The 26,013-nt window shown below is 69.5% G+C and carries 24 protein-coding genes, 6 tRNA genes and 3 pseudogenes; 19 read left to right on the forward strand and 14 right to left on the reverse strand.

The features are described 5' to 3' along the window. The first annotated feature begins 45 nt into the window (after positions 1-45). The gene (locus AP234_RS25390; RefSeq protein WP_431999112.1) at positions 46-534 is read left to right on the forward strand and encodes a hypothetical protein; all 489 of its coding nucleotides are present in this window, start codon (positions 46-48) and stop codon (positions 532-534) included. A 115-nt stretch (positions 535-649) separates the two neighbouring features. Here AP234_RS25390 and AP234_RS25395 read toward each other — a convergent pair whose 3' ends face one another. Continuing rightward, complete coding sequence (locus AP234_RS25395; RefSeq protein WP_055482255.1) at positions 650-1,675, reverse strand: hypothetical protein; 1,026 nt, start codon at positions 1,673-1,675, stop codon at positions 650-652. Between the two features lie 386 nt (positions 1,676-2,061). Between AP234_RS25395 and AP234_RS38840 the strand changes: the two genes are divergently transcribed. The 5 genes from AP234_RS38840 (at position 2,062) to AP234_RS38845 (ending at position 6,154) form a co-directional block, all read left to right on the forward strand. After that, on the forward strand, positions 2,062-3,519 hold the full coding sequence (locus tag AP234_RS38840) for an arabinofuranosidase catalytic domain-containing protein (RefSeq protein ID WP_083502425.1): 1,458 nt from the start codon (positions 2,062-2,064) through the stop codon (positions 3,517-3,519). A 433-nt stretch (positions 3,520-3,952) separates the two neighbouring features. Further along, on the forward strand, positions 3,953-5,380 hold the full coding sequence (locus AP234_RS25405; RefSeq protein WP_200926704.1) for a hypothetical protein: 1,428 nt from the start codon (positions 3,953-3,955) through the stop codon (positions 5,378-5,380). A gap of 9 nt (positions 5,381-5,389) precedes the next feature. Next, positions 5,390-5,461 (forward strand) — tRNA-Lys (locus AP234_RS25410). A gap of 87 nt (positions 5,462-5,548) precedes the next feature. Continuing rightward, positions 5,549-5,625 (forward strand) — tRNA-Gln (locus AP234_RS25415). Positions 5,626-5,710: 85 nt separating this feature from the next. After that, positions 5,711-6,154 carry a hypothetical protein gene (locus tag AP234_RS38845; protein ID WP_152990614.1) on the forward strand — a complete coding sequence of 148 codons (444 nt, stop codon included), beginning with the start codon at positions 5,711-5,713 and terminating at the stop codon, positions 6,152-6,154. Here the strand turns inward: AP234_RS38845 and AP234_RS25425 are convergent. Together AP234_RS25425 and AP234_RS38145 are read right to left on the reverse strand one after the other, a co-directional pair. Beyond that, positions 6,105-6,464: a DUF3885 domain-containing protein gene (locus AP234_RS25425; RefSeq protein ID WP_200926705.1), complete on the reverse strand. Its 360-nt coding sequence runs from the start codon at positions 6,462-6,464 to the stop codon at positions 6,105-6,107. The genes AP234_RS38845 and AP234_RS25425 overlap by 50 nt on opposite strands. 13 nt (positions 6,465-6,477) lie before the next feature. Further along, positions 6,478-6,738: a DUF3885 domain-containing protein gene (locus tag AP234_RS38145; protein WP_200926706.1), complete on the reverse strand. Its 261-nt coding sequence runs from the start codon at positions 6,736-6,738 to the stop codon at positions 6,478-6,480. A gap of 325 nt (positions 6,739-7,063) precedes the next feature. Here AP234_RS38145 and AP234_RS25430 point away from each other — a divergent pair, with 325 nt between their 5' ends. Continuing rightward, positions 7,064-7,387 (forward strand): hypothetical protein, encoded by a 324-nt coding sequence (locus AP234_RS25430; RefSeq protein ID WP_200926707.1) that lies wholly within the window; start codon positions 7,064-7,066, stop codon positions 7,385-7,387. A 72-nt stretch (positions 7,388-7,459) separates the two neighbouring features. On the opposite strand, the gene AP234_RS25435 is transcribed toward AP234_RS25430, so the two are convergent. After that, positions 7,460-8,182 carry a dienelactone hydrolase family protein gene (locus AP234_RS25435; protein ID WP_055482259.1) on the reverse strand — a complete coding sequence of 241 codons (723 nt, stop codon included), beginning with the start codon at positions 8,180-8,182 and terminating at the stop codon, positions 7,460-7,462. Between the two features lie 529 nt (positions 8,183-8,711). On the opposite strand from AP234_RS25435, the gene AP234_RS25440 reads away from it, so the two are divergent. Further along, on the forward strand, positions 8,712-10,640 hold the full coding sequence (locus AP234_RS25440) for an NAD(P)-binding protein (protein WP_055482260.1): 1,929 nt from the start codon (positions 8,712-8,714) through the stop codon (positions 10,638-10,640). 306 nt (positions 10,641-10,946) lie between these two features. On the opposite strand, the gene AP234_RS25445 is transcribed toward AP234_RS25440, so the two are convergent. Continuing rightward, positions 10,947-11,777 (reverse strand): alpha/beta fold hydrolase, encoded by an 831-nt coding sequence (locus tag AP234_RS25445; protein WP_055482261.1) that lies wholly within the window; start codon positions 11,775-11,777, stop codon positions 10,947-10,949. A 277-nt stretch (positions 11,778-12,054) separates the two neighbouring features. On the opposite strand from AP234_RS25445, the gene AP234_RS25450 reads away from it, so the two are divergent. Further along, complete coding sequence (locus AP234_RS25450) at positions 12,055-13,032, forward strand: sigma-70 family RNA polymerase sigma factor (RefSeq protein WP_055482262.1); 978 nt, start codon at positions 12,055-12,057, stop codon at positions 13,030-13,032. On the opposite strand, the gene AP234_RS35280 is transcribed toward AP234_RS25450, so the two are convergent. Together AP234_RS35280 and AP234_RS25455 are read right to left on the reverse strand one after the other, a co-directional pair. Beyond that, on the reverse strand, positions 12,946-13,338 hold the full coding sequence (locus AP234_RS35280) for an STAS domain-containing protein (protein WP_200926708.1): 393 nt from the start codon (positions 13,336-13,338) through the stop codon (positions 12,946-12,948). The genes AP234_RS25450 and AP234_RS35280 overlap by 87 nt on opposite strands. 246 nt (positions 13,339-13,584) lie before the next feature. Next, positions 13,585-13,968 (reverse strand): winged helix-turn-helix transcriptional regulator, encoded by a 384-nt coding sequence (locus AP234_RS25455; protein ID WP_055482263.1) that lies wholly within the window; start codon positions 13,966-13,968, stop codon positions 13,585-13,587. A gap of 65 nt (positions 13,969-14,033) precedes the next feature. Here AP234_RS25455 and AP234_RS25460 point away from each other — a divergent pair, with 65 nt between their 5' ends. The 4 genes and pseudogenes from AP234_RS25460 to AP234_RS39660 all read left to right on the forward strand — a co-directional run bounded on the left by AP234_RS25460 (position 14,034) and on the right by AP234_RS39660 (position 16,714). Then, entirely contained in the window at positions 14,034-14,933 is a 900-nt protein-coding gene (locus AP234_RS25460; RefSeq protein ID WP_055482264.1) for an LLM class flavin-dependent oxidoreductase, read from the forward strand. Further along, entirely contained in the window at positions 14,930-16,276 is a 1,347-nt protein-coding gene (locus AP234_RS25465; protein WP_055482265.1) for an FAD-binding oxidoreductase, read from the forward strand. Before AP234_RS25460 ends, AP234_RS25465 begins: the two co-directional genes overlap by 4 nt. Further along, positions 16,267-16,416, forward strand: a pseudogene (locus tag AP234_RS39655) (IS1380 family transposase); the annotation flags it as partial. The gene AP234_RS25465 and the pseudogene AP234_RS39655, both read left to right, overlap by 10 nt. Positions 16,417-16,441: 25 nt before the next feature. Beyond that, on the forward strand, positions 16,442-16,714 hold the full coding sequence (locus tag AP234_RS39660; protein ID WP_200926709.1) for a site-specific integrase: 273 nt from the start codon (positions 16,442-16,444) through the stop codon (positions 16,712-16,714). A gap of 14 nt (positions 16,715-16,728) precedes the next feature. On the opposite strand, the gene AP234_RS25470 is transcribed toward AP234_RS39660, so the two are convergent. Next, a tRNA-Val gene (locus AP234_RS25470) sits at positions 16,729-16,803 on the reverse strand. Positions 16,804-17,214: 411 nt separating this feature from the next. Between AP234_RS25470 and AP234_RS25475 the strand changes: the two genes are divergently transcribed. Together AP234_RS25475 and AP234_RS25480 are read left to right on the forward strand one after the other, a co-directional pair. Next, positions 17,215-17,631 (forward strand): SsgA family sporulation/cell division regulator, encoded by a 417-nt coding sequence (locus AP234_RS25475; RefSeq protein WP_055482266.1) that lies wholly within the window; start codon positions 17,215-17,217, stop codon positions 17,629-17,631. Between the two features lie 102 nt (positions 17,632-17,733). Next, entirely contained in the window at positions 17,734-19,140 is a 1,407-nt protein-coding gene (locus tag AP234_RS25480; protein WP_055482267.1) for an LVIVD repeat-containing protein, read from the forward strand. 36 nt (positions 19,141-19,176) lie between these two features. Here AP234_RS25480 and AP234_RS25485 read toward each other — a convergent pair whose 3' ends face one another. Genes AP234_RS25485 through AP234_RS25495 form a run of 3 tightly spaced genes read right to left on the reverse strand, consistent with a single transcriptional unit; the run spans position 19,177 to position 21,938 of the window. Continuing rightward, positions 19,177-20,007, reverse strand: a complete 831-nt coding sequence (locus AP234_RS25485) for an aminotransferase class IV (RefSeq protein ID WP_055482268.1) — start codon at positions 20,005-20,007, stop codon at positions 19,177-19,179. A gap of 20 nt (positions 20,008-20,027) precedes the next feature. After that, a complete protein-coding gene (locus AP234_RS25490; RefSeq protein ID WP_055482269.1) occupies positions 20,028-21,029 on the reverse strand; it encodes a chorismate-binding protein in 1,002 nt (333 codons plus the stop codon). A gap of 12 nt (positions 21,030-21,041) precedes the next feature. Further along, complete coding sequence (locus AP234_RS25495; protein ID WP_055482270.1) at positions 21,042-21,938, reverse strand: LysR family transcriptional regulator; 897 nt, start codon at positions 21,936-21,938, stop codon at positions 21,042-21,044. A 72-nt stretch (positions 21,939-22,010) separates the two neighbouring features. Here AP234_RS25495 and AP234_RS25500 point away from each other — a divergent pair, with 72 nt between their 5' ends. Then, entirely contained in the window at positions 22,011-23,222 is a 1,212-nt protein-coding gene (locus AP234_RS25500) for an NAD(P)-binding domain-containing protein (RefSeq protein WP_083502430.1), read from the forward strand. Between the two features lie 2 nt (positions 23,223-23,224). Here AP234_RS25500 and hutH read toward each other — a convergent pair whose 3' ends face one another. After that, the gene (gene hutH, locus AP234_RS25505) at positions 23,225-24,772 is read right to left on the reverse strand and encodes a histidine ammonia-lyase (RefSeq protein ID WP_055482272.1); all 1,548 of its coding nucleotides are present in this window, start codon (positions 24,770-24,772) and stop codon (positions 23,225-23,227) included. A gap of 137 nt (positions 24,773-24,909) precedes the next feature. Here hutH and AP234_RS25510 point away from each other — a divergent pair. The 3 genes from AP234_RS25510 to AP234_RS25520 all read left to right on the forward strand — a co-directional run bounded on the left by AP234_RS25510 (position 24,910) and on the right by AP234_RS25520 (position 25,146). Beyond that, a tRNA-Gly gene (locus AP234_RS25510) sits at positions 24,910-24,982 on the forward strand. A 13-nt stretch (positions 24,983-24,995) separates the two neighbouring features. Beyond that, a tRNA-Cys gene (locus AP234_RS25515) sits at positions 24,996-25,066 on the forward strand. A 5-nt stretch (positions 25,067-25,071) separates the two neighbouring features. Continuing rightward, positions 25,072-25,146: transfer RNA gene (locus AP234_RS25520), tRNA-Val, on the forward strand. Between the two features lie 92 nt (positions 25,147-25,238). Here the strand turns inward: AP234_RS25520 and AP234_RS39665 are convergent. After that, a pseudogene (locus AP234_RS39665) lies at positions 25,239-25,402 on the reverse strand (fructose 1,6-bisphosphatase); the annotation flags it as partial. A 72-nt stretch (positions 25,403-25,474) separates the two neighbouring features. Beyond that, positions 25,475-25,834: pseudogene (locus AP234_RS25525) on the reverse strand (fructose 1,6-bisphosphatase); the annotation flags it as partial. Positions 25,835-26,013: the final 179 nt, after the last annotated feature.

A 26,013-nucleotide genomic window follows, 5' to 3' on the forward strand; every position in this document is an offset into this window, starting at 1 on the left:
CCGGTCCGGGAGGAGTCCGGGGGCTGCCCGGTCATGGTCGACGCCGTGGCGCCCTACCATGCGGCGTTCGTCGCGGCGATGCGCCGGGTCTACGGAAAGGTGCTGAGTTCCGGCCTTCCACGGATCACCCGCTACCGGCCCGGCGCGTCCCGGTTCACGCTCGTCGATCCGTCCGGGAACTCGATCATATTCATCCAGCGCGACGAGCCGGCCGAGTTGGAGTATGGCGGATCGAGAAAGCTGACGGGCCTGGCCAAGGCGCTCGACAACGCCCGGATACTGCGCGAGTTCAAGAACGATGACCTGCAGGCCTTCCGTGCGCTCAAGTCCGCGGTACGCAGGCATGGCGCGGACGCCTCGCTGGTCGAGCGGGCCATCGCCCTGTGTCACCTTGTCGACCTGGCCACGACCCTCGGTGCGCCCACCGATCCCTGGCTCGCCGATCTGCGTGGTCTGGAGCTCACCGCTGACGACAGGCAGTACGTCGAGTCCGAACTCGGGCATCTCCCCGGGCTTCAGGAGTGGCTCCCCTAAACGTGAAGCGGCTCCTTCTCACGTCTCATCCGGCGCCGGCCGATCCGTCGGGACGACCGATCAACCGTCTGAGAAACGCCCTTACGGTACGCCTGCGGTTCGATGCCGAAGCTCCTCAGGGGACGCATTCCCCGTAACCGTGGTCGCGAGGACAGCGAGGATCCCAGTGAGGGCCGTAGTCCAGCAGTGAGGCGGCCAGATCGGGATAGGCGGCGGCCCAGACATCGTCGAAGAAGAACCACTGACGGTAGCCGAAGTAACCGTCGATATGGATGGCCATCTGAGCGACGTGCTCGCTGTGACGAATGATCGTGCGGTCTGGATCGCGGCCGTGGGACGGCTCGAACCCCTCCAGCAGGCGCAGCGCGAACTCGTGCGCCTGCCGGTGAGCGTCGTACGTCTCGGCGATCTCCCGCTCGAAGTCCGGCCAGCGGTTGCATCGCTTGAGGGCGGGACCGATCTCGTCCTCGCCGGGTGCCACGAGGGCGCGCAAGACGACCAACTCCTCGGGCCACTCGTCGAGGGTGGCGCCGGCCTCCCGCAAGGTGGCAGCGAACCGGGGCAACCGGACGCCGGGAAAGCACACCGGCGTGTTCCCGCCGATGCTGTCGGAGGTGGCGTAGGAGGTCAGGACGACGGCGTAGGTCGCCCCTTCACCCGCGGGCGGCACGGATGCCTGGGTCCGGGTCGGCATCGGACAGGTGAACGGCCGGCCACCGGAGAAGCCGGCGGGGACATCGGGTAGCGCCCACCCGTCGTGCAGCAGGTAGGCCCAGCGGTCCGGCTCGGCCGCCACAAGGGCATCCTCGACGAAGAAATAGGCCAGCATGACCTCATCGTCATCGGTGAGCACCCGCACGCTGTGTTCGTCGATCCGTAGTTCCTGTTCAACGTAGAGGTGTTCCTCCAGCAGGCGGTGCAGTTCTGCCGTTGTCTCGGGTGCCGGCAGTCCGGTCTCGAAGATGCTGGAGAGGCCGTAGACATCCGCGCCGAGCTCGCGTTCAAGCCACCCGTCTGCGTCGCCCTCCTTTGTCTGCTCCCACGCCCAGCGGAACCAGCCGAGCACCGTCTCATCGGGGAAGTGACGCACCAGCCTGCCGGAAGGACCCTGGTAAAGGCTGCGGTAGATGAAAAAGACCATGCCACCGACCCTTCCAGATGCCCCCGACAAAGCGTCTTCCGCCGGATCCGCTCCGCGCCTCGATCCCGTCACCACCGAATCCGCGACAGAGCCGATCACTGGGCAGACCCTCACCCGGCGGACGCGAGAGATGAAAGTTTCACGACATCTCATCGCAACGGTGCGAACGCGTCACGGTAAGAGCCCAGGCGGCGCGCCGACGGCACCCGGGCGTCGGAGAAATTTGATCCACGTTCTTGACGCCGGGACCTTCATTGAATTGACTCGCCACAACTGGCAATCGCGAATCAGTGTCGGACGACAATTGATGTTAGCGCTAACACCCGCTCGCACAGGCCTGCCGTATCGGTACGTCCGATCATGATTCCTGATCGAGAGAAGAAGGCATGATGCTTTTCGGGAGCCTGAGAAGGGCGCTCGCGGCCGGGGCGAGCGCGGTGCTCGCCACCGCCTGCCTGGTCGGCGGTGGTACGGCCCGGGCCGCGGCATCGCAGCCGTGTGACATCTACGCCGCGGGCGGGACGCCGTGTGTGGCGGCGCACAGCACGACCCGTGCGCTGTACGGTTCCTACAACGGCCCGCTGTACCAGGTGCGGCGCTCCTCGGACAACGCCACTCGCGACATCGGCGTGCTGAGTGCGGGCGGTGTGGTCAACGCCGCCGCCCAGGACTCGTTCTGCGCGAACACGTCCTGCGTCATCACCATCATCTATGACCAGTCCGGCCGCAACAACCGCCTCACCCAGGCACCTCCCGGCTACTGGAAGGGCCCTGCCCCTGGCGGATGGGACAACCTCGCCGACGCGAAGGCGGCCCCGATCACCATCGGCGGCCAGAAGGCGTACGGTGTCCGCGTGGAGCCCGGCACCGGCTACCGCAACAACAACACCAACGGCGTGGCGACCGGCGACCAGCCCGAGGGCATCTACGCAGTCGTCGACGGCACGCACTACAACCAGTGGTGTTGCTTCGACTACGGCAACGCGCAGACAGATGGCCTGGCCGACGCCCCAGCCATCATGGAGACCGTCTACTTCGGCGCCGACAAACAGTGGGGCTACGGGGACGGAGCCGGTCCATGGATCATGGCCGACTTGGAGTGGGGACTGTTCTCCGGGGTGAACGCGGGCTACAACAGCCTTCCGTCGATCAACCACCGTTTCGTCACGGCCATGGTCAAGGGCGAGCCGAACCACTGGGCGATCCGGGGCGGCAACGCGCAGTCGGGCGGCCTGACGACCTATTTCGACGGACGGCGCCCCAACGGCTACCACCCGATGAAGAAGGAAGGCGCCATCCTGCTCGGCATCGGCGGCGACAACAGCGTCTCCGGCCGCGGCACCTTCTTCGAGGGCGTGTTGACCTCCGGCTACCCGTCGGAGGCCACCGAGAACGCCGTACAGGCCAACATCGCCGCCGCCGGCTACGCACCGGCGAGCGGCGCCGACCCGCAGCAGAACGTCCAGATCGTGGGCGGCCAGTCCGGCCGGTGCGTCGACGTGCCGAACTCCAGCACCACCAACGGCACCCAGGTGCAGCTGTGGGACTGCTGGGGCGGCATCATGCAGCGCTGGACCTACACCTCCGGCAAGCAGTTGCAGGTGTACGGCAACAAGTGCCTGGACGCCTACGGACAGGGCACCGCCAATGGCACGCAGGTGATCATCTGGGACTGCAACGGCCAGGCCAACCAGCAGTGGAACATCAACTCCAACGGCACCATCACAGGCGTGCAGTCCGGGCTGTGCCTCGACGCCAACGCGGCCGGTACCACCAACGGCACAAAGCTCATCCTGTGGTCCTGTCACGGCCAGGCCAACCAGCAGTGGACCCTGCGCAGCTGATTCCGACGATCTGGTTGCACGCATGAGGGCGATCGGGTGAAACGCCCCGGGCAGAGGTCCGGACACCTGGAGGGCTACGGCCTCCCGGACCGGGCTTCTGCCCGCAAGGCGCGAAAACCGCCGTATGCGGCAGGCCGTGCTCGCCCGGCACACGACAGACCGGCTCGACACCGAACAGTTCGCGGTGTTCGTCGATGAAGGTCACGAGGTGTCCGGAGAACAGGGGAACCTCAGGATGCGCCGACCAGTGGGCGGACAGCACCAACTTTCTCGGCGGCGGCAGCTGCGCGCGCTGCGATCGCCGTGCTCCTGTCAGGGCGCAGGCACTCAACCCCGACCTCGACCTGGCCGATCTCATGAAGGGCATCGGCTACCCGACGTCATGCCGGATATCCGGTCGAAGCCAACTGCGTCGGCCGGGATGATGACGGGCATGATGTTCCGCACGGACAAGAGCGGGGACGGGGGTTCGTCCCGCCGGGAGATCCTCGTTGAGCTGTACGGCTCGCTGGATCGGCGCTACCGGCCCGAGGACGTCGCCGACCTGGTGCTGCAGGCACTGGATGGACGGCTGTCGCGGCGTGGGCGGGTGGTGCTGGAACGCGGGGCCAGGCACTCCTCCCGCAGGCAGGGATGGTTTTCCTCCATGTCCACCGACTACGCCCGCCCCGTCGGCGGTGCCCGGCAGGTCGCCGCCACCACGCGCCTGTTCGACCACCGAAGGGAGGTCGACCCGGAGGATCCCGAATCACTGCTGGAGTTCGCCGCGGCCGTGGGACACGAGATCCAGTGGGCACCGGAGCGAGCCGACTTCCTGGCCGACCGCCTCAACCGCGACGCACGGGCGACGGCGGGGATCGAGCTGTCCAAGCGGCAGTACAACCGGCGGTTCCGCATGCTGGGCAGGATCGCCGCCAAGGCCGGCACGCTCCGCGTCGAGCAGGACAAGCGGCGCCTGCTCATGATCGGCGTCACCGGCTTCGGCACCGAAATCCCCCTCGATCGTTTCATCGCCGACATCGACGCGGCGTGCTTCGTGGCGTATTACACGGCCCGGCGCAAGACGCGCCGGCGGTTCAGTCTGTCCGGGCGGGACAACCCGTTCGACGAGATCGCCCAGGTGCTGCTGGAGCGGTGCACCGACCGCAACGACTGGTGGATGATCGCGCAGGTACGCACGACACCCGACGTGCTGCGCCACCTGGGCGACCGGGAACGGGGCCGGTTGCTCGGGCAGTGGTCGGCGGTCATGCGGCACAGCGCGGCGCTACTGGCCGCCCGCTGGAACCCCGCCACCGACCGCACCACGATGGTCGTCCAAAGCGGCGACGACTCCACCACCTGGAACAACCTGGCGGTGGCCTACAACGCCGCCCGCGCCGGGTGGCTCGCGTGCCTGGCCGCCCTGAACGCTTTGGACCTGCTGGAGGTGGCCTGCCCGGGCAAGGCCATGCGCTTGATGGCCGCCGACCTGGTCGCCTGGCACCACGCCGGCGGCGGCGACGTCGACCCCAACACCGCGGTGTGGGCGGCGCTGCCCCCACCCTGGGATGTGCTGGACGGCAGCGCGGCCTGCACCCGCACCGACGTCGAAGCGGCCTGCCGTACGGCCGGGCTCGACCCGGAGAAAGCGGGCTGGACCGCACCCCGAGTGCAGGGGGCGGTGGCGGTGTTCCGCCCGACGCCCGAGCTGGTGCACGGGGTGAGCATCGCCGACCCGGTGTGGGCGGCGCTGCTGCGACGGGCCGGGGTGTTCAGCGGCAAGCAGGTCAAACCGGGACTGGCCGCGGACGTCGCCCACGGGCTGGCCTCCGGGGTCGTGGTCAGTGATCTGCCCGCAGCCGACCATCCGGCACAATAAGCCGGTGACCTTGCCGTAGCTCAGCGGTAGAGCGCCCGGCTCTTCTCCGGGTGGACGCCGGTTCGAGCCCGGCCGGCAAGGTCCCCATCCATCGTCAACCGGCCCGACCACCATGCCCGCCGTTAACCTGTGGCGCCAGGCAGGCCCTCTCGAGCAGACTGGGTCTCGGCCCGCCGTAGCTCAGCGGTAGAGCGCCCGGCTCTGGGACCGGGTGGACGCCGGTTCGAGCCCGGCCGGCGGCGCCACCCACGATCAACGGGGTCCCCCTGCCGAAGCCCAGCGGCAGGAGGACCACCCGTGCGACGAGGCCTGGTGAGACAAGGCGGAACAGTGGCCGACACCCCGTTCGTGGCGGGCGAGACCGCGCTCGTTGCCTCCGTTGGGGACCTGCGACCACTCCCGCCAAGACTCCAGCCCGCAACAGCACCCCGGAACGATCGTTACACCGGTGTCGAGGTCTCGTATCTCGAGACCGCCGGGAAGGATGAACCCGTCCTGATGGAGGAGACCATCGACCAGAACGGTCGCGTCCCGCCCGGTCAGATCCGGACCGTCTCCGTCGTACAGGTTCACCTGCGCCAGGGCGGCGACGACCGCGCCGATCTCGGCGGGCAGGAGTCGGCCGGAGAGCACGAGCCGGGCGGCACCGTCCGCGACAGGCCATGCCCGAAAGCCATCGATCCTGCCTATCTCGACCGTCGGGAGGAGACGGACCTGCTGGACGTCACAGACCACCCGGGTGCCCCGACAGCCAGTCGCGGTGCGCTGCCTTGAGCCAGTCGCGTTCTTCGGTGGTCTCCAGGATGCAGTCCGCCCCGCCGTCGTAGGGGTGATACAGGCGGCGCAGCCCAGTGTCGGTGATGATGACGTCAACGCCTCCGTCGTCGGCGACGGCCCGGAGCAGCGGGTCGATCAACCCGGACTCCCATGGGCGTTCGCTGACGTACAGGTGCACGAACGTATCCCTGGCCGGATCTTCGTCCCGTAATGTCGTCCAGAACTCCGATCCGGGGTTCAGCGCGTGCGGGTCACACCCACCGAAGAATTCGATGGGCTTCCCCGAGGGTCCGTAGCCGGCCGTCACGATGTGAACCCGCTCACCGGCGAACAGTTCGCCGAGGACCGTGTTGTACCGGTGCAGCAGGGCCGAGGACCGTGTTGTATCGGTGCAGCAGGATCGCGTACTCGGCCTCGTCATCGGCATAGCGCTTGGAATCGGGCAGGCTGTGGAAGCGGACCCACCGGTCGTGGTAGGCGTTCTTCAGCTCGTACGCCAGCGGCGGGCACAGCGGCCACCGCTCGCGCCACAGCGCCGACAGGTCCGGCCGCCTGGATCCTGGTACATCCGTCACCGGCATGCGGTCAGGGTACAGATCAACGTGTTGGAGGCGCCAACATTTTTCGAGCCCGGCAGGAGTGAGGCCAATGAGCGGACGTGTCTCCCGTTGGGGCATCCGTTCAGGGTGGCTGCCGGACCGAGTGCCGCCCAGTCGCGTCGAGACGGAGAAGCGAGCGATGATCTCGCCGACGTCCGGCCTGCGACGACGCCACCCGCCGATTTCACGCCTTGGGCGTCTCAGCCGGGGATCAGCAAGACTGGGTCCCCCTGGGAAAGGACGCGAACACATGATCCAGCCTGGCGATTATGGTCTTTCCGGCTCTCTGGAGCGAGTCCTGGCTGATGTGGCAGCAGAACGGGCCGCTCAGGATGCGAAATGGGGCCTCCAGGCACATCCCGACGGCACCGGAGCGCGGTACGCGGCCGAGGCCGACCTGGCCAAGCAGGCGGTGGCCGATGCCGCGGCCGAAGGCCGGCTGACCTGGCGGCACATCCTGCACGAGGAGGTGCTCGAGGCGTTCGCCGAGGACGGCGCCGACCGCCTGCGCGACGAGCTGATCCAGGTCGCCGCGGTCGCGGTCAAGTGGGTCCAGGACCTCGACCGCCGCGCCCAATCACCCGACGGGCCCGTGAGCCCGCCACCCGGCCAGGCCACCACGTCACGCTGATCGGACACCCCCATAAGTCGACGGCGAGGGTGCCTATGGCACGGCGGGAGCGGCCGGCAAGGGTGGTGGCGGCTAGCTCAGATGCCGGGCGAAGAACCGGGCCGCGTCATCCCCCGCGAACTGCGGGACTCCCGTATGCCCGCCCATGTTGGCGTGCAGCGTCTTCTCCCTCGTGCCGAAGGCGTCGAACAGGTCCAGGGCCATCTGCCGGTCGTTGCCTTCGTCGTCCCACTGCAGCAGGACGTGCAGCGGAACGGTGACCTGCCGGGCCTCTTCAAACATGGTGCGGGGCACGAAACTCCCGGCGAACAGAACGGCGGCCGAGATGCGCGGCTCGACCACCGCCAGCCGGATCCCGATCGCGATCACTCCCCCCGAGTACCCGACCGGGCCGCCGATCTCGCGCAGCGAAAGGAGGGCGTCCAGGGCGGCCTGCCATTCCGGGACCGCCTTTTCGACCAGCGGGAGGACGAGCCGGTCGACGATCTCCTCGGAGACCGGCTCGCCGGCCTCCAGCACCCGGTGCAGGTCGGCGCGGGCCTGCTCGGCGGCGGCCCAACGGGGCCGGTCACCGCTTCCGGGGAGCTCGATGGCGGCCGCGGCGAAGCCGTACTCCGCCGACTGCCGGGCCCGGGCCACCAGCCGGGGATACATCCTGTGCAGTCCGCCGGGGTGGCCGAGCAGGATCAGCGGCGCCGGTGCGGATGCGGGCGTCCACAGGATGCCGGGGATCTCGCCGAGGGTGAATTCGCGTTCGAGGACGCCGTCGAGGCGCTGCTCGGAAGTGAATCGCATGGTCGTGCCTTTCGGGAGTGCTCTTGAACGGCGCTCCCGGACGACCTATCGCCCGACCGTGACCCCGGAGGGAAGCACCCATGTCGATACTGCGTTCACGGGTACCACCTCCTCGTTCTCTCGCACGGCCTCCGGAAAAGTAGCAGTGGTCGCCGTGGTCCGCCAACAGGTTTTTGCGGAGGATCCGGTACGTCGGCGGCCCGCTGTCGATCCGGCAGGCGGCCGACCGGCGTGCCGGTGCGACCGCCGCACTGGCGGATTCAATATCACGAAGACTCCGGGTGAGATCGCGCCCGCCTGGCGCCCCGCACCGCCCTGATCGCCACCGGCGAGCCCCGCAGGCCGTCGACGAGCGGTGGGTCGATCACCGACGACCCGGGTGCTGTTATCGATCTTCGAAATCGGTTGTAGAGGCGACCTGGAACTGTTGTTTTCCGTCGTTCTGGTGATTCACGTCACCTGATTACTTGCCAACTTCGATAGCGAGCTCAAGAATCCAGAGCCAAGTCCAGCCGACAAAGGTGGGTCAATGGGACGTTTCAGTGATCACGAGCTCGGCATGGGCCGGCGCATCAAGCGGCGCGACTTCCTCAACGGGATGGCTGTCGGGGTGGGGGGCGTGGCCGCGGCAGCGACGCTTCCCGGGCTGACCGGCACCGCCGCGGCGAATCCGTACACGGGTGGGGGCAACGGCTATCCGCCGGCGATGGCCGGGCTGCGCGGTCAGACGGCGGGCTCCTACGATGTCGCGCACGCCGTACGCGACGGCTCCTTCGACCCCGGAACCGTCCGGAACACCGGGGAGGACTACGACCTGGTGGTCGTCGGCGGCGGCATCAGCGGCCTGGCCGCGGCCTGGTTTTACCGGCAGGCGTTCGGCCGCGACGCGCGGATATTGATCCTGGAGGCGCTGGACGACTTCGGCGGCCACGCCCGGCGCAACGAGTTCCAGGTCAGAGGCCGGGTCATGCTGTCCAACGGCGGGACGGTCAACATCGACAGCCCGAGCACGTTCAGTACCCAGGCGCTGGGGCTGCTCCAGGACATCGGCATCAACCTGGATCGCCTCGCTCACGTCATGGATACCGGGTTCTACTCCTCACTCGGGCTGAAATCGGGATATTTCTTTAACAGCGAGCGGTACGGCGCCGACCGGCTCGTGATCCGCGACACCGGGGAGTCGTGGACGTCCTTCGCCGCCCGTCTGCCGTTCTCCGACAAGGGCAGAAGCGACATCGTCCGCGTCCACACCGGCCAGGACGACTACCTGCCCGGGCTGGACGACGCGCAGAAGAAGGAGTTGCTGGCCCGCATCAGCTACGAGCGCTACCTGCGGGAGCACGTCGGCGTGGGCGACGAGGCCATCGAGTTCCTCGCGCGTGGCACCAACGGCCTGTGGGGCGTGAACGTCGACGCCGTGGCCGCGGGTGACGCGTGGGCCGTCGGCCAGCCCGGGTTCGCCGGCCTCAAGCTCGCCCCGACCCCGTTCCCGGGAATCGGCCGTACGCCGCGGATGGGGCTGGAGGCCACCGACGAGGCCTACTACGCCTTCCCCGAGGGGAATGCGACAGTGGCGCGCCTGCTGGTCAGCCAGCTGGTACGGAAGGTCTTCGACGGCGACATGGACATGGAGCGCATCACTACAGCAAAAGCCAAATACGGGCAGCTGGACGCGCCGAACGAACGCATCCGCATCCGTCTGCGTAGCACGGCGGTCAGTGTCCGGCACACGGGATCTCCCGGCGGCTCGCGCAGCGTGACGGTCGTCTACTCCCGGGACGGCAAGAGCTACCGTGTCCAGGCCCGACATGCGGTGATGGCCTGCTGGAACTCGGTGGCCTCCTACATCGTGGACGGGCTGCCCGCCGAGCAGGTTCAGGCGATGCGATACGGCGCCAAGGTGCCACTGCTGTACGCCCGGGTGGCCGTCCGCACCTGGCAGCCGTTCGTCAACCTGGGCGTCTCGCGTGTGACGACCCCGAGCATGTATTGGAACAGTTTCGGGCTCAACTCGGCCAGCCGCATCGGAGCGTACGAGTCGCCCCGCGATCCCGCCCAGCCGAACATCGTGACATTGTCCAAGACGCCGAACAAGCCGGGGCTGCCGTGCCGCGCCCAGCACCGCGCCGGCCGGGGCGAGCTCATCAGGACACCGTTCGAGACCTTCGAACGAGAGATCCGCGACGTGATGGCCCGTGCCCTCGGCGCGGGCGGATTCGACCCGGCACGCGACATCACCGCGATCACCGTGAACCGGTGGGCCCACGGCTACACCTATGAGTACAACTCCCTCGACGACCCGGCGGTCTTCCTGCCCGAGGAGCAGCAGCCGTACGCCATCGCACGCAGGCGTTTCGGCCACATCGCCATCGCCAACTCCGACGCCGGGGCGTTCGCGTACACCCATGGCGCCATCGACCAGGCCTATCGCGCCGTCAACGACCTGATGGAGGCCTGACAGCTGTCCAGCACCAGCAGGTGAACGAGGGAACTTGCCCGCCAGGTCCACACGGCACCGGGTGAGCTGACGAGACGCCCGTTCCTCCCCGCTCGGGGCGGGGCGGGCGTCCCGCCGTACGGCTGGCGCGGGCAAGTGGACGGTGGTCGCCCCTCTGCAGGAGTCTGGCCGACGCGGTGCGGTGGTGGGCCTCCTCCTTGCGTAGGCGGGCCTTCTCGCGCTGCTGCGGAGCGCTCGCTGGGCCGCGGGTGGACGGCGGGCCGCCCGACGGCCGATCCGAACGGCCGCCGGGCAGGGCGAACCGGCTCAGTTCTCCTGGTCGAGGAAGGCGAGGGTGACTGCCGCGAAGATCGGGGACAGGAAGATGTCGTAATGCGTGAGACCGGGCAGGATCGCCAGTGCGTGACCGCCCTTCGGCCGGGTCTCGCCCATCCAGCCACCGTCGCGCAGGCCGCCGTCGAGGAGCTTGAAGACCTCGACGTAGTGGCTCGGCGGGGCCATGTCGGCATCGGCGGCGACCACGAGCGTCGGCACCTGTAGGCCGCGCACTTCTTCGGAGAAGTCGAAGTCTTTCGCCAGCGCCTCGCCGATCTTGTCGAGCAGCTTCGGGAAGTCCTCGGGACGGGGCGCCACCCGCTGGTAGAGCTGGTACATCGGAGTGTCCTTCATGAATTCCGCGGCCGCCCCGCCCATCTGGCCCTGCTGCTGGAGCATCTCCGGGTAGACGGCGTCGCGGCTGATGTTCGCCGACGCCGTGACCAGGCGACCCACCTTCTCCGGGTACTTGATCGCGACCTGGAGCGCCACCCCGCCACCGAGGGAGTAGCCGACCACGTCCGGCCTCCGCAGGCCGAGGTGGTCGATCAGCGCGGCGATGTCGTCGGCCATCAGCCGGACGTCCAGCGGTCGGTCGATGTCACCGGTCCGGCCGTGCCCCTGTAGGTCGACAGCGATGACCTGGTGGTGGTCGGCCAGGGTGGGAAGGATCGGCCCGAACATCTCACCCGAGCCAAGGCCTCCGTGCAACAGGATCATCGGGCGTCCCGCCCCGTACGTCTCGTAGTACAGGTTGATTCCGTTGACGTCGGCGTACTGACCCGAGCCGGCGCTTTCAGCGGTCCACTCCGTGGTGGTCATGATGACTCCTTGTGCCTTTCCGTTCGACTTGATGTGGGTGTAGACCGGGCGGGCACCGGAAACTCATCGCTGCCGGCTGGACGACTTTTCGGCGCGCTCTGGCGCAGGCGGGCGGCGCAGGCATCCGCGTCGTGAGCACCCGCGCGGCCGGGGGCGGCATGGTGCCTGCCCTGCAGGCGTGATCGCCCCCGGCCCGATGCCGGGGTAGGCCGGCCGCCGCTTCGCCTCCGAAAAATATTCGTCGCCCGCTGCAGGATGCTCCGCTAGGTTCGTCAGGGTGAACGATGTGGCGGCCGGCGCACCGATAGAGTCGCAGTTGGAGGCGTACCGGTCTGAGCTGACCGGCTACTGCTACCGGATGTTGGGGTCCCCCTTCGAGGCCGAAGACGCCGTGCAGGACACCCTGGTCCGCGCCTGGCGCGGTTTCGACCGGTTCGAAGGGCGCTCGGCGCTGCGGTCCTGGCTGTACCGCATCGCGACGAACGTCTGCCTGAATCTGCTCGCCGGCGCTCAACGGCGGGTCCGGCCCATGGATCTCGGCCCGGCCGGGTCCGGCCGCACCACCGACCCGGGCGAGCCGCGTCCCGACCAGATCTGGGTGGGCCCGGTGCCGGACGGCCGGGTGCTGCCCGAGGCCGCCGATCCGGCCAACGTGGTCACCGAACGCGAGTCGATCCGGCTGGCGTTCGTCGCCGCGCTGCAGCACCTGCCGCCGCGGCAGCGGGCGGTGCTGATCCTGCGGGAGGTGCTGGCCTGGTCGGCCCAGGAGGTGGCCGACCTGCTCGATACCTCGGTGCCCAGCGTCAACAGCGCCCTCCAACGGGCCCGGGCCACCATCGCCGCCGCCGACACCACCGCCGAGGTTCACCGGCCGTTGGACGACGGGCAGAAGGCGCTGCTGACACGTTATGTGAAAGCGTTCGAAGACTACGACCTTGAAGCGCTGACGACGCTGCTGCATGAGGACGCGACGCTGTCGATGCCGCCGCTGCCGCTGTGGCTGCGCGGCCACGACGACATCACCGCCTGGATGGCCGGCACGGGCAGCGGCTGCCGCGGCTCGCGCCTGGTGCCGGTGGCGGCCAACGGCATGCCGGCGTTCGGGCAGTACCGGCCCAGCCTCAGTGGCTCCGGCCACGACCCGTGGGCGCTGATCGTGCTGGAGATCTCAGCGGGGCGAATCGCGGCCGTCAACAACTTCCTCGACACCACCCGCCTCTTCCCGCTGTTCAACCTGCCGGCCCGCCTGGAGTAACCCGTCGGTCAATCCGAGCAGGCGCACAAGTTCGAGCAGGTCCGGGCCGGCCCCGGTGACCACCAAACTCCAGCCGTGCCGCCGGGCGGTCAAGCGCAACCGGGCCAGTGCCTCGACCGTCACCACGTCGGGACGGACCACGCCGGCCACGTCGCAGACCACGACACCGCCGCCGGGGCCGCGCACCAGCTCGGCAAGGTCGGCGCACAGGACAGGGATGTCCGCACGCGTCACCGGCGCACCGACGGCGAAGAAGGTCGCGGAGGCAGCCATGTGGATAGGACCGCCGGAACCGCGGAAACTCATCGCCGCTCGTCAGTCGGATTCGTCGATCAGACCCGGCCGCGGCCGGCGTCAACGTCATCGAAGACGCGGCGTTACCGAGAGGTCGTCGCCGCACGTGATGCGACATACCGCGGCCTCGTGGCCGGTGCACGTCCGTGACGACGTGGTCCGCCTCGTGCTTCTGATCCGGCCATGTCCCCCCGGTCGATCCAGATCGTCCGCAGACCGGCGTCCTGGCCGCGTGCCCAGCCCACCCTCATGGCTCGGTCAAGCAGGGTCGGCGGATCCGCTCTCGGCGGGCCCGCAGCGCCGGTGGCTCCAGTCCACCAAGGGCTGCAGGATGGACATCAACTCTTCCCCATCCGCGGACAGGGCGTAGCGGATCTGTACCGGTGTGGTGGGGATCACGGTACGTGAGATCAGGCCCTCGGCTTCGAGCTCCTTCAGCCGCTGGGCGAGCAGCCGATCGGAGATCCCCTGCACCGCCTGACGGTACTCGCCGAACCGGCGGGCGCCGCGTTTGCCGGCGAGCAGGATCGCGCTGGTCCACCGACGGCCCACGAGCTCAACGGTGTTCTGGAAGCTGCGGCAGCCCGGTTCATGGATGGGCTGGCTGCCAGGACGGGTGCCGGGTGCGGTTTCGATAGTCACTTACCTAATATTAGTAGCTAATCTCGAGTTTGACCATCGGAGCACCGATACGGACCATGAATTCCGTGACCGACTACGGAAAATCCCTCACTTTCGGGCTGGCTCTCGACCCCGGCGCGGACCGGCTCGACCAGACCATGCGGCTGGCGAAGAGCGCCGACGAGGGCGGGCTGGACTACCTGGCCGTCCAAGACCACGCCTACCAACCCGGGCACCTCGACACCTGGACCCTCATCACCCGGCTGACAGCGGAGACGAGGCGCATCTCGTTCCTCACCGACGTCCTCGATCTGCAGCTGCGTCCACCGACCATGCTGGCCAAGGCCGCGGCCTCGCTCGGAGTGCTGGCCGAGGGCCGCCTCGTCCTCGGGGTCGGCGGCGGGACGTTCACCGACGCCATCGCCGGCATGGGCGGCGGACGGCGCAGCCCCGGCGAGATGGTCGCCTACACCGAAGAGTCCCTGCACGTGATGCGTGCGGCGCTGGCCGGCGGCGGTGTGCGCCTGCGCAGCGACCACCATGCGATCGAGGGCTACTCGGCAGGTCCCGTGCCGCCCGCTCCCATCCCGCTGTGGCTCGGCGCCCAGAAGTCCAGGATGCTCGCCGTCACCGGCCGCTCCAGTGACGGCTGGATCTCACCCCTCAACATCTACGTCTCGCCGGACGAGGTCCCCGCCAAGCAGAAGATCATCGACGACGCCGCACGGGAAGCGGGCCGCGACCCGGCCCTGATCCGACGGATCTACAACGTGATCGGCGCTATCGGTCGCTTCCGCGGCGGCCAGGGGCTGATCGGCGACGTGCGCGTATGGACGGAAACACTCACCGAGTGGGTGATCGAGCTGGGGTTCGACACGTTCATCTTCTGGCCGGTGACCGACCACCACGCCCAGTTCGAGGTGTTCGCCGCCGAGGTCGTCCCGGCGGTCCGCGAGCAGGTCGGCCAGATCCGAGGACAGCGATGACGATCAAGCCGTCCCCGGCCCCGCCCGAGCTGAATGACAAGATCGTGTTCCCCGGAGACGGCCGGTACCGTCTGCTGCGCTCCACGTACACGACCGTGGCCGGCCCCGCCGCCGTGCTGCTTCCCGAGAACACCGCGCAGGTCGTCGCCGCACTGCACTACGCCCGCGAGCGGGACCTGCCCTTATCCGTGCGGAGCGGAGGGCATGGCCTGTCCGGTCGTTCGTCCAACAACGACGGCGTGGTCATCGACCTGTCGGCCATGAACCGGGTCGAAGTGATCGACCGGAAGGCGCGGATCGTCCGGGTGGAGTCGGGTGCCCGCTGGGCGCAGGTTGCGCAGGCGCTCGCGCCGTACGGGCTGGCGATCAGCTCCGGCGACCACGGCAACGTCGGCGTCGGCGGCTTGGCGACCGGAGGAGGCGTCGGCTGGCTGGTCCGCCACTACGGGCTGACCATCGATCACATCCGCGCGGCCGAGGTCGTCCTAGCCGACGGCACCGTCGTGCGCGCCGACGCCGAACACGAACCCGAACTACTGTGGGCCGTGCGCGGCGCCGGCGCCGGAGTCGGCATCGTGGTGGCCTTCGAAATCGAGGCGCTCGACCTGCGCGACGTGGGATTCGCGCAGATCGCCGTACGCCTCGACCGGAACGGCCGCGCCCTGCGGCAATGGGCCGACTACATGGCCTCCGCTCCGCGCGAGCTGTCTACCGCCGTCACCCTCCTGCCGCACGGCCACTCTTCGGTCGCTTCCATCACCGCCGTGGTCGCCGGAGCGAGCGAGCGACGGTTACGCACGGCGGTCGAGCCGCTGCTCACGATCGCCGAAGTTCTCGACGAGCATGCGCAACTCGCCCCGTACCCTGCCCTGGTGTCCACGGCGCACCTACATCCGAACGTCGGCCAGCAACCCGTCACGACCACCAATGGCCTGCTGACGGCGATGACCGACGACGACGCGGCGGCGATCATGGCAGTCGCGACCGGACCGCATCAGCCGTTGATCCAGATGCGCTCCCTGGGCGGGGCGGTCAACGACATGCCGGCGGACGCTACCGCATACGCGCACCGGCACCATGGCGTCCTGGTGATCGGCACGATGTTCCCGCCGCGGAGCGGTGCGCAGTTGGACGCGGCCTGGCAGCCGCTGGCCGACCGGGTCGACGGTGCGTATATCGGCTTCGAGAGCCGCCCGGACGAGAGCGCCTTCAAGCGGATCTACCCAGACGCGACCGGCGACCGTGTCAGACAAGTATGGAACCGCTACGACCCGGACGGCACCTTCCAAGCCCTTTGGCAGCCCTCTCAGGCCAAGCGTGCGAAAAGAGCAGGGCGGCGGTGACGGGGCGGGACTGCCTAGCCGGCATCGCGATACCGCGTTCTCAGCCGGAACCGTTCGGCCTCGTCGCCTCCGACCCCACGGTCTCGCGGCACATCGACGCCGCCCGGCTCGCCGCAATCGACTCGCCCAGAGGTGCAGCCGGTCCCGGCGGGGACGTGCGGGGACATGTTCTGCGAGTACCCCTCGCATGCGATCCCCCGGCACTCGCCGCATGTGATGCGACATACCGCGGCCTCGTGGCCGGTGCAGGCCGGGGTGTCGCCGTACGTCGTGCAGGACCCGCTCGGGCACGAGGACCATCGGACGACTCGGAGGTACGCCATCTGGCGCCGGACGCGCATCATGCGGTGCGTGCGGCGTGGTCGGCGAAGTCCGACGCACGAGCAGCGCACGGACAAGGAAAAAGCCCGGCCGCTTGGTAGCGGATCCGGGCTCTGACCTGGTGTTTCTCGTGGTGGGCGATACTGGGATCGAACCAGTGACCTCTTCGGTGTGAACGAAGCGCTCTCCCGCTGAGCTAATCGCCCGGGACCACCGGCACCCCGTGGTGCCGACGGGAAAACCATACCGCACCGCCGGGGGTGCTGGCGAAAGAAAGGGTCACCCCCTCCTCGGCGGAGTTCTCCGGACCGTCCCCGGCCTGACGGTCTGGTGGCATAGCATCGTGATACTCCGCGCTCGACCGATACGCACCACCTACGATGCAGGGAGGGCCAACCGACGCGCAAAGCAGGGGCAAGATTGTGCCTGTTAGCGATGTTTGAGCAGGTAGATGACCGAATGTCAAGCTGTGATGTGCGTTACAGAAGGGCCTGGAGGCGGAATCTTTCCTACGGGTCTCTTCGTTCGCCTCGTAGCACGAGAAGCGGACGAAGCCCCGTCCTAGCAGCGAGAGAGCCCCTGTCAGGGGACCCGACGACGAAGAGGTTTGGCTGACGATGAACAGCACCACCGTCTCTGCCGAGCTGGGCCTTCGGCTTGTCGTCCCCGACCGCACGACCGTCCCGCTGCTCGCCGGGCTGAGCTACACGGCGGATGATCCGTACGCCATCCGGATGGCGTTCCATGTCGGGAACGACGAGCCGGTCGAGTGGATCTTCGCCCGTGAGCTGCTGACGGTGGGCATCGTGCGGCGGGTGGGAGACGGGGACGTCCAGGTCTGGCCGGCCCGCTCAGAGGGTGAGCGCTCGCTGCACATCAGCCTGACCTCCCCCTTCGGGCAGGCCCTGTTCGAGGTGCCGCTCGCCCCGCTGACCCAGTTCCTGCACCGCACCTACGAGCTGGTCCCGGCCGGGCGCGAGACCGACTTCATGGATCTCGACGAGGAACTCGGCAACATGCTCTGGAGCTCGTAGCCCGCGCCCCCGGGCCCAAACCGTTACGAAACTCCCCCGCATCGGCCGCCTCGGCGGCATAGCGTCCCTAGTGGATCAGTTCTTCCACCCTGGGGGCGCGTGATGAGACGAGTGAGGCCGCTGGCCGCGCTGGCCGGACTCCTCCTCATGGTCACCGCCTGCACCACGACCGAGCCGCAGTCTCCCCCACCATCTGCCCGGCCCTCGGCCCAGTCGCCGTCGGCGTCTCTGGGGCAGGACGAGATCAGGCACAGCGCGAACATGCGGCTGGTCGCCAACGTGCCGCTCGGTCCGCCGTTCGACGGGCCCGAGGCGTGGGGCACCGATCTGGCCTTCCAGGGTGACTACGCCTTCGTCGGCAACTTCGAGGGATTCACGATCCACGACATCGGCGATCCGGCACATCCGAAGGTGACGGCCCGGGTGAAGTGCCCCGGCGGGCAGAACGACGTCTCGGTCTCCGGCGACCTGCTGTTCGTCTCGGTCGACTTTCCCCGCGAGGACGACACCTGTGAGAGCGGCGCGGGCTCTTTCGGCGAGAACCCCTGGGAGGGCGTCCGCATCTTCGACGTCTCGGACAAGACCCACCCCCGCTACGTGAAGTCCGTACGGACGCACTGCGGCTCGCACACGCACACGATGATTCCGGGGAAGCAGGCCGACCGCCTCTACCTCTACACCTCCTCCGCCGGGCAGCCCGACGCCACGATCTGCCCGTCGCCGCACCAGGGCATCTCCATCATCGAGGTGCCGGTCGAGAACCCCGAGGCCGCCCGGGTCGTGGCCGAGCCCCAGCTGTTCGAGAGCCGGAGGTCCGGCGACGACGCCGGATTCTCCTCGTCCGGCTGCCACGACATCACCGCCTACCCGGAGAAAGGCCTGGCCGCCGCGGCGTGCTTCGGCGACGGCTGGCTCCTCGACATCTCCGACCCGGTGAAGCCGCGGGTGCTCCAGCGGGTCACCGACATCGCCAACTTCTCCATCTGGCACGCGGCGACGTTCAACGACACCGGGACCAAGGTCGTCTTCAGCGACGAGCTGGGCGGCGGCATGATGGCGACCTGCGGCGCATCCGACTCCCCCACGAAGGGCGCCGACGCCATCTACGACCTCACCCCGGACCTGCGGCTGGAACTACGCGGCTACTTCAAGATCCCGCGTCCGCAGGGGAAGTCGGAGAACTGCGTCGCCCACAACGGGGCGCTGATCCCCGTACCCGGCCGGGACATCATGGTCCAGGCCTGGTACATGGGGGGCGTCTCGGTCTGGGACTTCACCGACTCCCGGCGTCCCCGGGAGATCGCCTTCTTCGAACGCGGGCCGCTGGGCCCGAAGCTCAGCCTCGGCGGCTCCTGGTCCGCCTACTACTACAACGGCCACATCTACTCGAGCGACATCACCAAGGGCCTCGACATCCTGCGCCTCGACGACCCGCTCACCGATCCGGCCAAGTCGCTGCGGCTGACCGAGCTCAACGCCCAGACCCAGCGGTCGTACGGCCGGGCCTGAGCGACCAGAGGCCCGAGCGACCAGAGGCCCGAGCGATCAGGGGTCGAGGTCGGCGGCCGACCGCTCGGCGAAGGCCTTCATCGCCGCCAGCGTGACCGGGCCGGGCGCCTGGGGCAGCGCCGTGTCGTCCACCATCCGGATCGGCTGGATGTCGCGGGTGGTGGAGGTGAGGAACGCCTCCTGCGCCTCGCGCAACGCGGAGATCGGCACGTCGGCCTCCTCACCGCCGCACCACTCCAGCGTCAGCGCCCTGGTCACCCCGGCCAGGCAGCCCGAGGCGAGGGTGGGGGTCAGCAGGCGGCCGCCGGTGACGATGAAGACGTTGCTGCCCGTGCCCTCGCAGAGGTCGCCGGCCAGGTTCTCGAAGATCGCCTCACCGGCGCCGCGCTCCTTGGCGTACGCGAGGGCCTTGGCGTTGTCGCCGTACGACGTGCTCTTGACTCCGGCCAGCGCGCCGCGCTCGTTGCGCGGCCAGGGCACGACGGCCACGTCGGCGGTGGCGGGGAACGGCTTCTGCTCGCCCACGATCACGATCGTGGTCGGGCCGGCGCTTCCCCGGTCGGAGCCGAGCGGGCCCGGCCCACTGGTGTAGGTGATCCTGATCCTGGCCAGCGGCCACTTCGGCGCGGCGGCCAGGCAGCGGCGCGCGCCGTCGGCGATCGCGCCGAGGTCGGGGTCGGGCAGGTCCATCCGCTTGGCCGACAGCGCCAGGCGGTCCAGGTGCCGGGTCAGGGCGAAGGCCTTCCCGTGCACCGCCTTGACCGTCTCGAACACCCCGTCGCCGACCATCAGCCCGTGGTCGTAGACCGAGACCACGGCCTTGTCCGGCTCGTAGAGCTCCCCGTTCACCCAGATGGGTACCGACATCTCCTTCTCCGTTCTCGTCTTCACGGCCCGCCCCCCGAAGCGAGCCCGATCAGCCGGGCGGCCTTCAACTCGGTCTCCTGCCACTCCAGCCGGGGGTCGGAGCCCCAGGTGATGCCCGCGCCCGTGCCGAACCGGATCATGTCCTGCTCGAGCCAGAATGTACGGATTCCGACGGCCAGCGCCGCCTGTCCGCGGTCGGCGTCGACCCAGCCCACGGCCCCACAGTACGGCCCCCGCGGCTGTGGTTCGAGCTCATTGATGATGCGCAGCGCGGAGGATTTCGGCGCGCCGGTGACCGAACCGGGCGGGAAGGTCGCGGCGAACAGCTCCGGCCAGCCGGCTCCGCGCAGCAGCCGCGCCCGTACGGTCGACACCAGGTGGACCAGGCCGGGATGCTCCTCGATCTCGAACAGCGAGGGCACGGACACGCTGCCCACCTCCGCGACCCGGCCGAGATCGTTGCGAACCAGGTCCACGATCATCAGGTTCTCCGGGTAGTCCTTGTCGAGCAGGTCGCCGGCGGTGGCTCCGGTCCCCTTGATCGGCCTGGACTCGATCACGTCGCCGCCGCGTGACAGGTACAGCTCCGGCGAGGCCGACACGACCGTCAGCCCGGGCACGTCGATCACGGCCGCGTACGGGGCGGGATTGCCCTCCGCCAGCCGTACGGCGAGGCCGAGCGGATCCGCCCGCCCGGGCAGCGGCGCGGACAGGACCCGGCACAGGTTGGCCTGGTAGACCTCGCCGCGCTCGATGTAGTCCCTGATGCGCTGGACGCCGTGCTCGTAGCCGTCCCGGTCGAGCGAACTGCGCCATGCCGTACGGCCCGGCCCGATCCAGGGGGTCGCGGGGCGGGGCAGCGGCGCGCGGCGCACGTCGCCGAAGCGGGCGCAGGTGACCTTGCCCTCGTAGGAGACGACGACCGCCCACCAGCCCGACCCGTCCAGGGCGGCCAGATCCGTGGTCACCTCCTGTAATTCGGTGGCCAGGAATCCCCCGATATGGGCGAAGGGATCGTGCACGACTCCATTCTCTCAGCCCGGCCCGCCGGCCTCGGCACGCAGCAGGTCGAGCAGCGCGCCGGCGGCCGGGAGGGGCACCGCGCGCGGCAGCGCGGCGTAGACGGTGCGGCGCGGCGCGAAGGCGCCGAGCGGGCGCAGCGCCAGGTCGCCGCGGACGGCGGGTACGGCCAGGGCCGGCACGAGGGTCACGCCGAGCCCGGCGGCCACATATCCGAGCTTGCCGGTCCACTCCGCGATCCGGATGTCGACCCGCGGGGTGAAGCCGGCCTTCGCGCAGGCGGCGGCGAGCATGGTCGGCCGGCCCGGCGGGGCACCCTCGATCCAGCTCTCGTCCCGTAGGTCGCGCAGGTCGACCACCTCGGCGCCGGCCAGCCGATGATCGGCGGGAAGCGCGACGAGCAGCTCGTCCTCCATCAGGTGGGTGATCTCCACGTCGTCCGCCGGTCCGAGCCCCGAGGGGTAGTCGCTGACCACGGCGATGTCGATCTCGGCCCGGCGCAGGGAGTCCATCAGCTCGCCGCTGAGCCCTTCGACGATGCCGACGGCGACCTCGGGGCGTGCCTTGCCGAAGGCGCGCAGCGCGTTGGGCACGAGCACGGCATTGGCCGTGGCGAACGCCCCGACCCGCAGCCGCCCCCCGATCCCGTGGTGGATCGCGGCCAGTTCCTCCCGCGCACGGCCGAGCCGTTCCAGGATCTCCCGCGCGTGCCGGTGGAGGGTCCGCCCGGCCGGGGTGAGCCGCACGCCGCGGGGCAGCCGCTCGAAGAGCGGCCCGCCGGCCGCCGCCTCCAGCGACGCGACACGCCGTGAGACAGCCGACTGGGTGTAGTTGAGCTCAACGGCGGCCGCCGTGAACGATCCGGTCCGGGCGATGACCTCCAGCAGGCGCAGCTCGTCGGTGTTCAACATGAGTGAATCGTATGGCTTCCATGCGATCTAGTCGTTGGTGGAATGTCTCGCACCCCGGATACGGTTCCGGCCATGATTGCTTTTCTCGGTCTGGGGCGCATGGGCACCCCGATGGCGCGCAGGCTGGTCTCGGCAGGACACCGGGTGACGGTGTGGAACCGTACGCCGGCCGAGATCCCCGGCTCGGTCTCGGCCGCCACTCCGGCGGCGGCCGTGGCGGAGGCCGAGCTGGTCGTGACGATGCTCGCCGATCCCGACGCGGTGGAGGAGGTGGTCGGCGCCGCGCTTCCGGGCCTTCGTCCGGGCTCGACACTGGTCGAGATGTCCACGATCGGCCCGGAGGCGGTACGGCGGCTGCGCCGGCTGCTGCCGGCCGAGGTGGGTCTCGTGGACGCACCCGTGCTCGGCAGCGTGGGACCCGCCGCCGAGGGAACGCTGACGATCCTCGCGGGCGGGTCTCCGGCGGACCTGGGCCGGGTCCGTGACGTGCTGGCCGTGTTCGGCCGGGTCCGGGAGGTGGGCGGCCCGGGATCGGGCGCCGCGCTCAAGCTGGCGGTGATGAGCGTTCTCGTCCCGGCTCAGGTGCTGCTCGCGGAGAATCTGGCGTACGCGGGGGCGCTGGGCGTCGACCGCTCGACCTACCTCGACGTGCTGTCCGAGACCCCCCTCGCCCCGCTGCTGGACCGGCTGCGGCCGGCGATCGAGTCCGGTCCGCCGCAGACCCGGTACGCGCTGGGCTCGGCGGCCAAGGACCTGCGGCTGGCCACCGAGGGCCCGGGGACGGTGCAGACCGTGGCCGCAGCGGCGCGGGACCGGCTGGCGGAGGCGGAGGCGGCCGGCCTCGCCGGCGACGACCTCACCGCCGTTTTCGGCGCGATCGGGCGTCCGGCGCCGGCCGCGCCCGTACTGAAGATCAACCCGGCGTCCGTCCCCGCCACCAACGGACGCTACTCGCACGCCACCCGCATGGGAGATCTGCTGTTCGTGTCCGGCCAGGTGGCGCTCGATGAGAAGGGGGAGGTCGTCGGCGAGGGCGACATGGCCGTCCAGTCCGAGTACGTCATGGAGAACCTGCGGCGGATCCTGACCGACCAGGGGTCCTCGTTCGATCAGGTCCTGCACATCAGGACGTTTCTGACCGACATGGACCTGCTGGGCGAGTACGCCGCGGTGCGGCACCGCCACATCACCGGCGAGCCGCCCGCGAGCACCACGGTGGAGGTGCCGCGGCTGTTCCAGCCCGGCCTGCTGATCGAGGTGGAGGTGGTCGCCGCGGCGTCCTGACGTCAGGCGAGCGGACCGGCGGCGGACTCGGCGGCGGCGACCACGGAGCCGTCGGCGACGAGCCGGACGACCGCCTCGATCTCCGGGGCGAGGAACCGGTCGGCCCCCGGACCCGCCACGGACTCGCGCAGCAGGGCGACGACCGCGCCGGTGCCGGGTGCGGGGTCGTACGGCCTACGCAGGTCGATGGCCCGGGCCGCGGTGAGGATCTCGATGGCCAGCACCCGGGTGAGGCCGTCCACGGCCCGGCGCAGCTTGCGCCCGGCCGACCAGCCCATGGAGACGTGGTCCTCCTGCATGGCCGAGCTCGGGATCGAGTCGACGCTCGCGGGGGCGGCCAGGCGCTTGAGCTCCGACACGATCGCGGCCTGCGTGTACTGGGCGATCATGTGCCCGGAGTCCACCCCCGGGTCGTCGGCGAGGAACGGCGGCAGCCCGTGGCTGCGCGCGACGTCCAGCATCCGGTCGGTCCGCCGCTCGGCCATCGACGCGACGTCCGCGACCGCGATGGCCAGGAAGTCCAGGACGTAGCCCACGGGCGCCCCGTGGAAGTTGCCGTTGGACTCCACCCGGCCGTCCGCGAGCACCACCGGGTTGTCGATGGCGCTGGCCAGCTCCCGCGAGGCGACCAGGGAGGCGTGGGCGACGGTGTCGCGGGCCGCGCCGGCGACCTGCGGCGCGCAGCGCAGCGAGTAGGCGTCCTGGACCCGGGTGCAGGAGCCGTCCCGGTGCGAGGCCATGATGCCCGAGCCGTGCAGGAGTGCGCGCATGTTGGCCGCGGCCGCGGCCTGGCCGGGATGCGGGCGCAGCGCCTGCAGATCGGCCGCGAACACGTGGTCGGTGCCGAGCAGGGCCTCGACGCTCATGGCCGCGGCGATGTCGGCGGTCTTCAGCAGACGGGTCAGGTCGTCGATGGCGAGCACCAGCATGCCGAGCATGCCGTCGGTGCCGTTGATCAGGGCCAGGCCCTCCTTGGCGGCCGGTTCGACCGGTTCGACGCCGCACTCCTTGAGCACGTCGGCGGCGGGCCTGAACCGTCCCTCGGCATCGCGGACGACGCCCTCCCCCATGACCGTGAGCGCGACGTGCGCCAGTGGGGCGAGGTCGCCCGAGCAGCCCAGGCTGCCGTACTCGTGGACCACGGGCGTGACATGGGCGTTGAGCAGCGCCTCGAGGACCCGCGCGGTCTCCGGGCGGACCCCCGTGTGCCCCGTGGCCAGCGTGTGCAGCCGCAGCAGCATCAGGGCCCGGGTCACCTCGATCTCCACCTCGGGGCCGGAGCCGGCCGCGTGGGAGCGGATCAGGCTGCGCTGGAGCTTGGCCCGCATCGACGGCTCGATGTGCAGGGTGGCCAGGGCGCCGAACCCCGTGGAGACGCCGTATGCGGGGGTCTCGGCCCGGGCGAGCTCCTCCACCCTGCTCCGGGACGCGGCCATCTCGGCCACGGCGTCGTCGCTCAGCCGTACGGCCATGCCGTACCGGGCGACCCGGACGACGTCGGAGAAGGACAGCGGCTCGGGCCCGACCGCAACGACCTCGTTGTCGCGCATCTTCCAACTCTCTCGGGGGTCGTGTCGTCTGCCGTAACCAGCGTATCGAAGATTGGGTCCTTACATTTCGGGTCGATTTGGGGAGCAGCCGGGAATTGGATAAGGTTCTCTGCGTGAGTCCGGCTCACGGACGGCACGCGGAAGTGGCTCAGTTGGTAGAGCATCACCTTGCCAAGGTGAGGGTCGCGGGTTCGAATCCCGTCTTCCGCTCGCGGCTACACCTGGTGGAGTGGCCGAGAGGCGAGGCAGCGGCCTGCAAAGCCGCGTACACGGGTTCAAATCCCGTCTCCACCTCTTGAGGGCGATTAGCTCAGCGGGAGAGCGCTTCCCTGACACGGAAGAGGTCACTGGTTCAATCCCAGTATCGCCCACCACGAAGTCCCGGTTCAGAGGCCGGATCCCGAGACAGCGGATCCGGCCTCTCGATCGTTCGGCCGCCATCGGGCCGTGACGCTCCCCGAGCCGATCAGGTCGACGCCGTCGCCACCTCGGTCGTCAGCGAGGTCCAGCGGTGGGCGAGGCGCTTGGTCAGGGAGGCCATGGTGGTGTACTCCAAATCCTCCAGCGGCAGCCGGTGCGGCTCGAACGGGCCGTGCCGCCGCAGGTAGTCCATGACCTCGGTGGCCTGGGCACGGGCACGGTCGAAGGCCGGTCGTCGAACATGTCGCGCGGGCCGACCGGCCTGCCCTTGACCGGTTCCGACGGACGCTCCTCGAACTCCAACTCGGCATAGCCCGGGCCCATCCCCCGCAGGTTGCCGGAGAAGGCGTCCGACAGCAGGTCCTGGCCCGCGCCGTACAGGCCGAGCTCTTTGGCGATGTGGGTGGTGGCCTGGAAGGTGTCCCAGGCGAAGGAATGGATCAGACCCGCGTCGCAGCCGTAGGTGTGGGTCATGATGAGCGAGATGTCGTCCCCGCAACCGGCCACGGCCCCGTCGATGAGCAGCCCGGAGGTCTTGGCCCGTTCGATCTCGCGCCGCGCCTCGGCCATCATGTCCGGGTGGACCGCCGAATGTCCCACGAATCCCCCGGTGTCGGCCTTGATGATGCTCAATGTGATCATGGAGATCGCCCCCGTTATCCGTCTGCCGGACGCGACGGACCCGCTCCTCCGGGATAGGACGGCAGAGCCCGGGGGCTCATTGCCTCAAGACAGCCGCCGGGACGTCACCCGCCGCTCCGCGTGGGAATTCTGTCCGGTCTGTCTCCGTCGAAACTCCCCGGCGGGGGGATGAACCGCCG

The organism is Sphaerimonospora mesophila (genome assembly GCF_001417795.1).
GTDB lineage: Bacteria > Actinomycetota > Actinomycetes > Streptosporangiales > Streptosporangiaceae > Sphaerimonospora > Sphaerimonospora mesophila.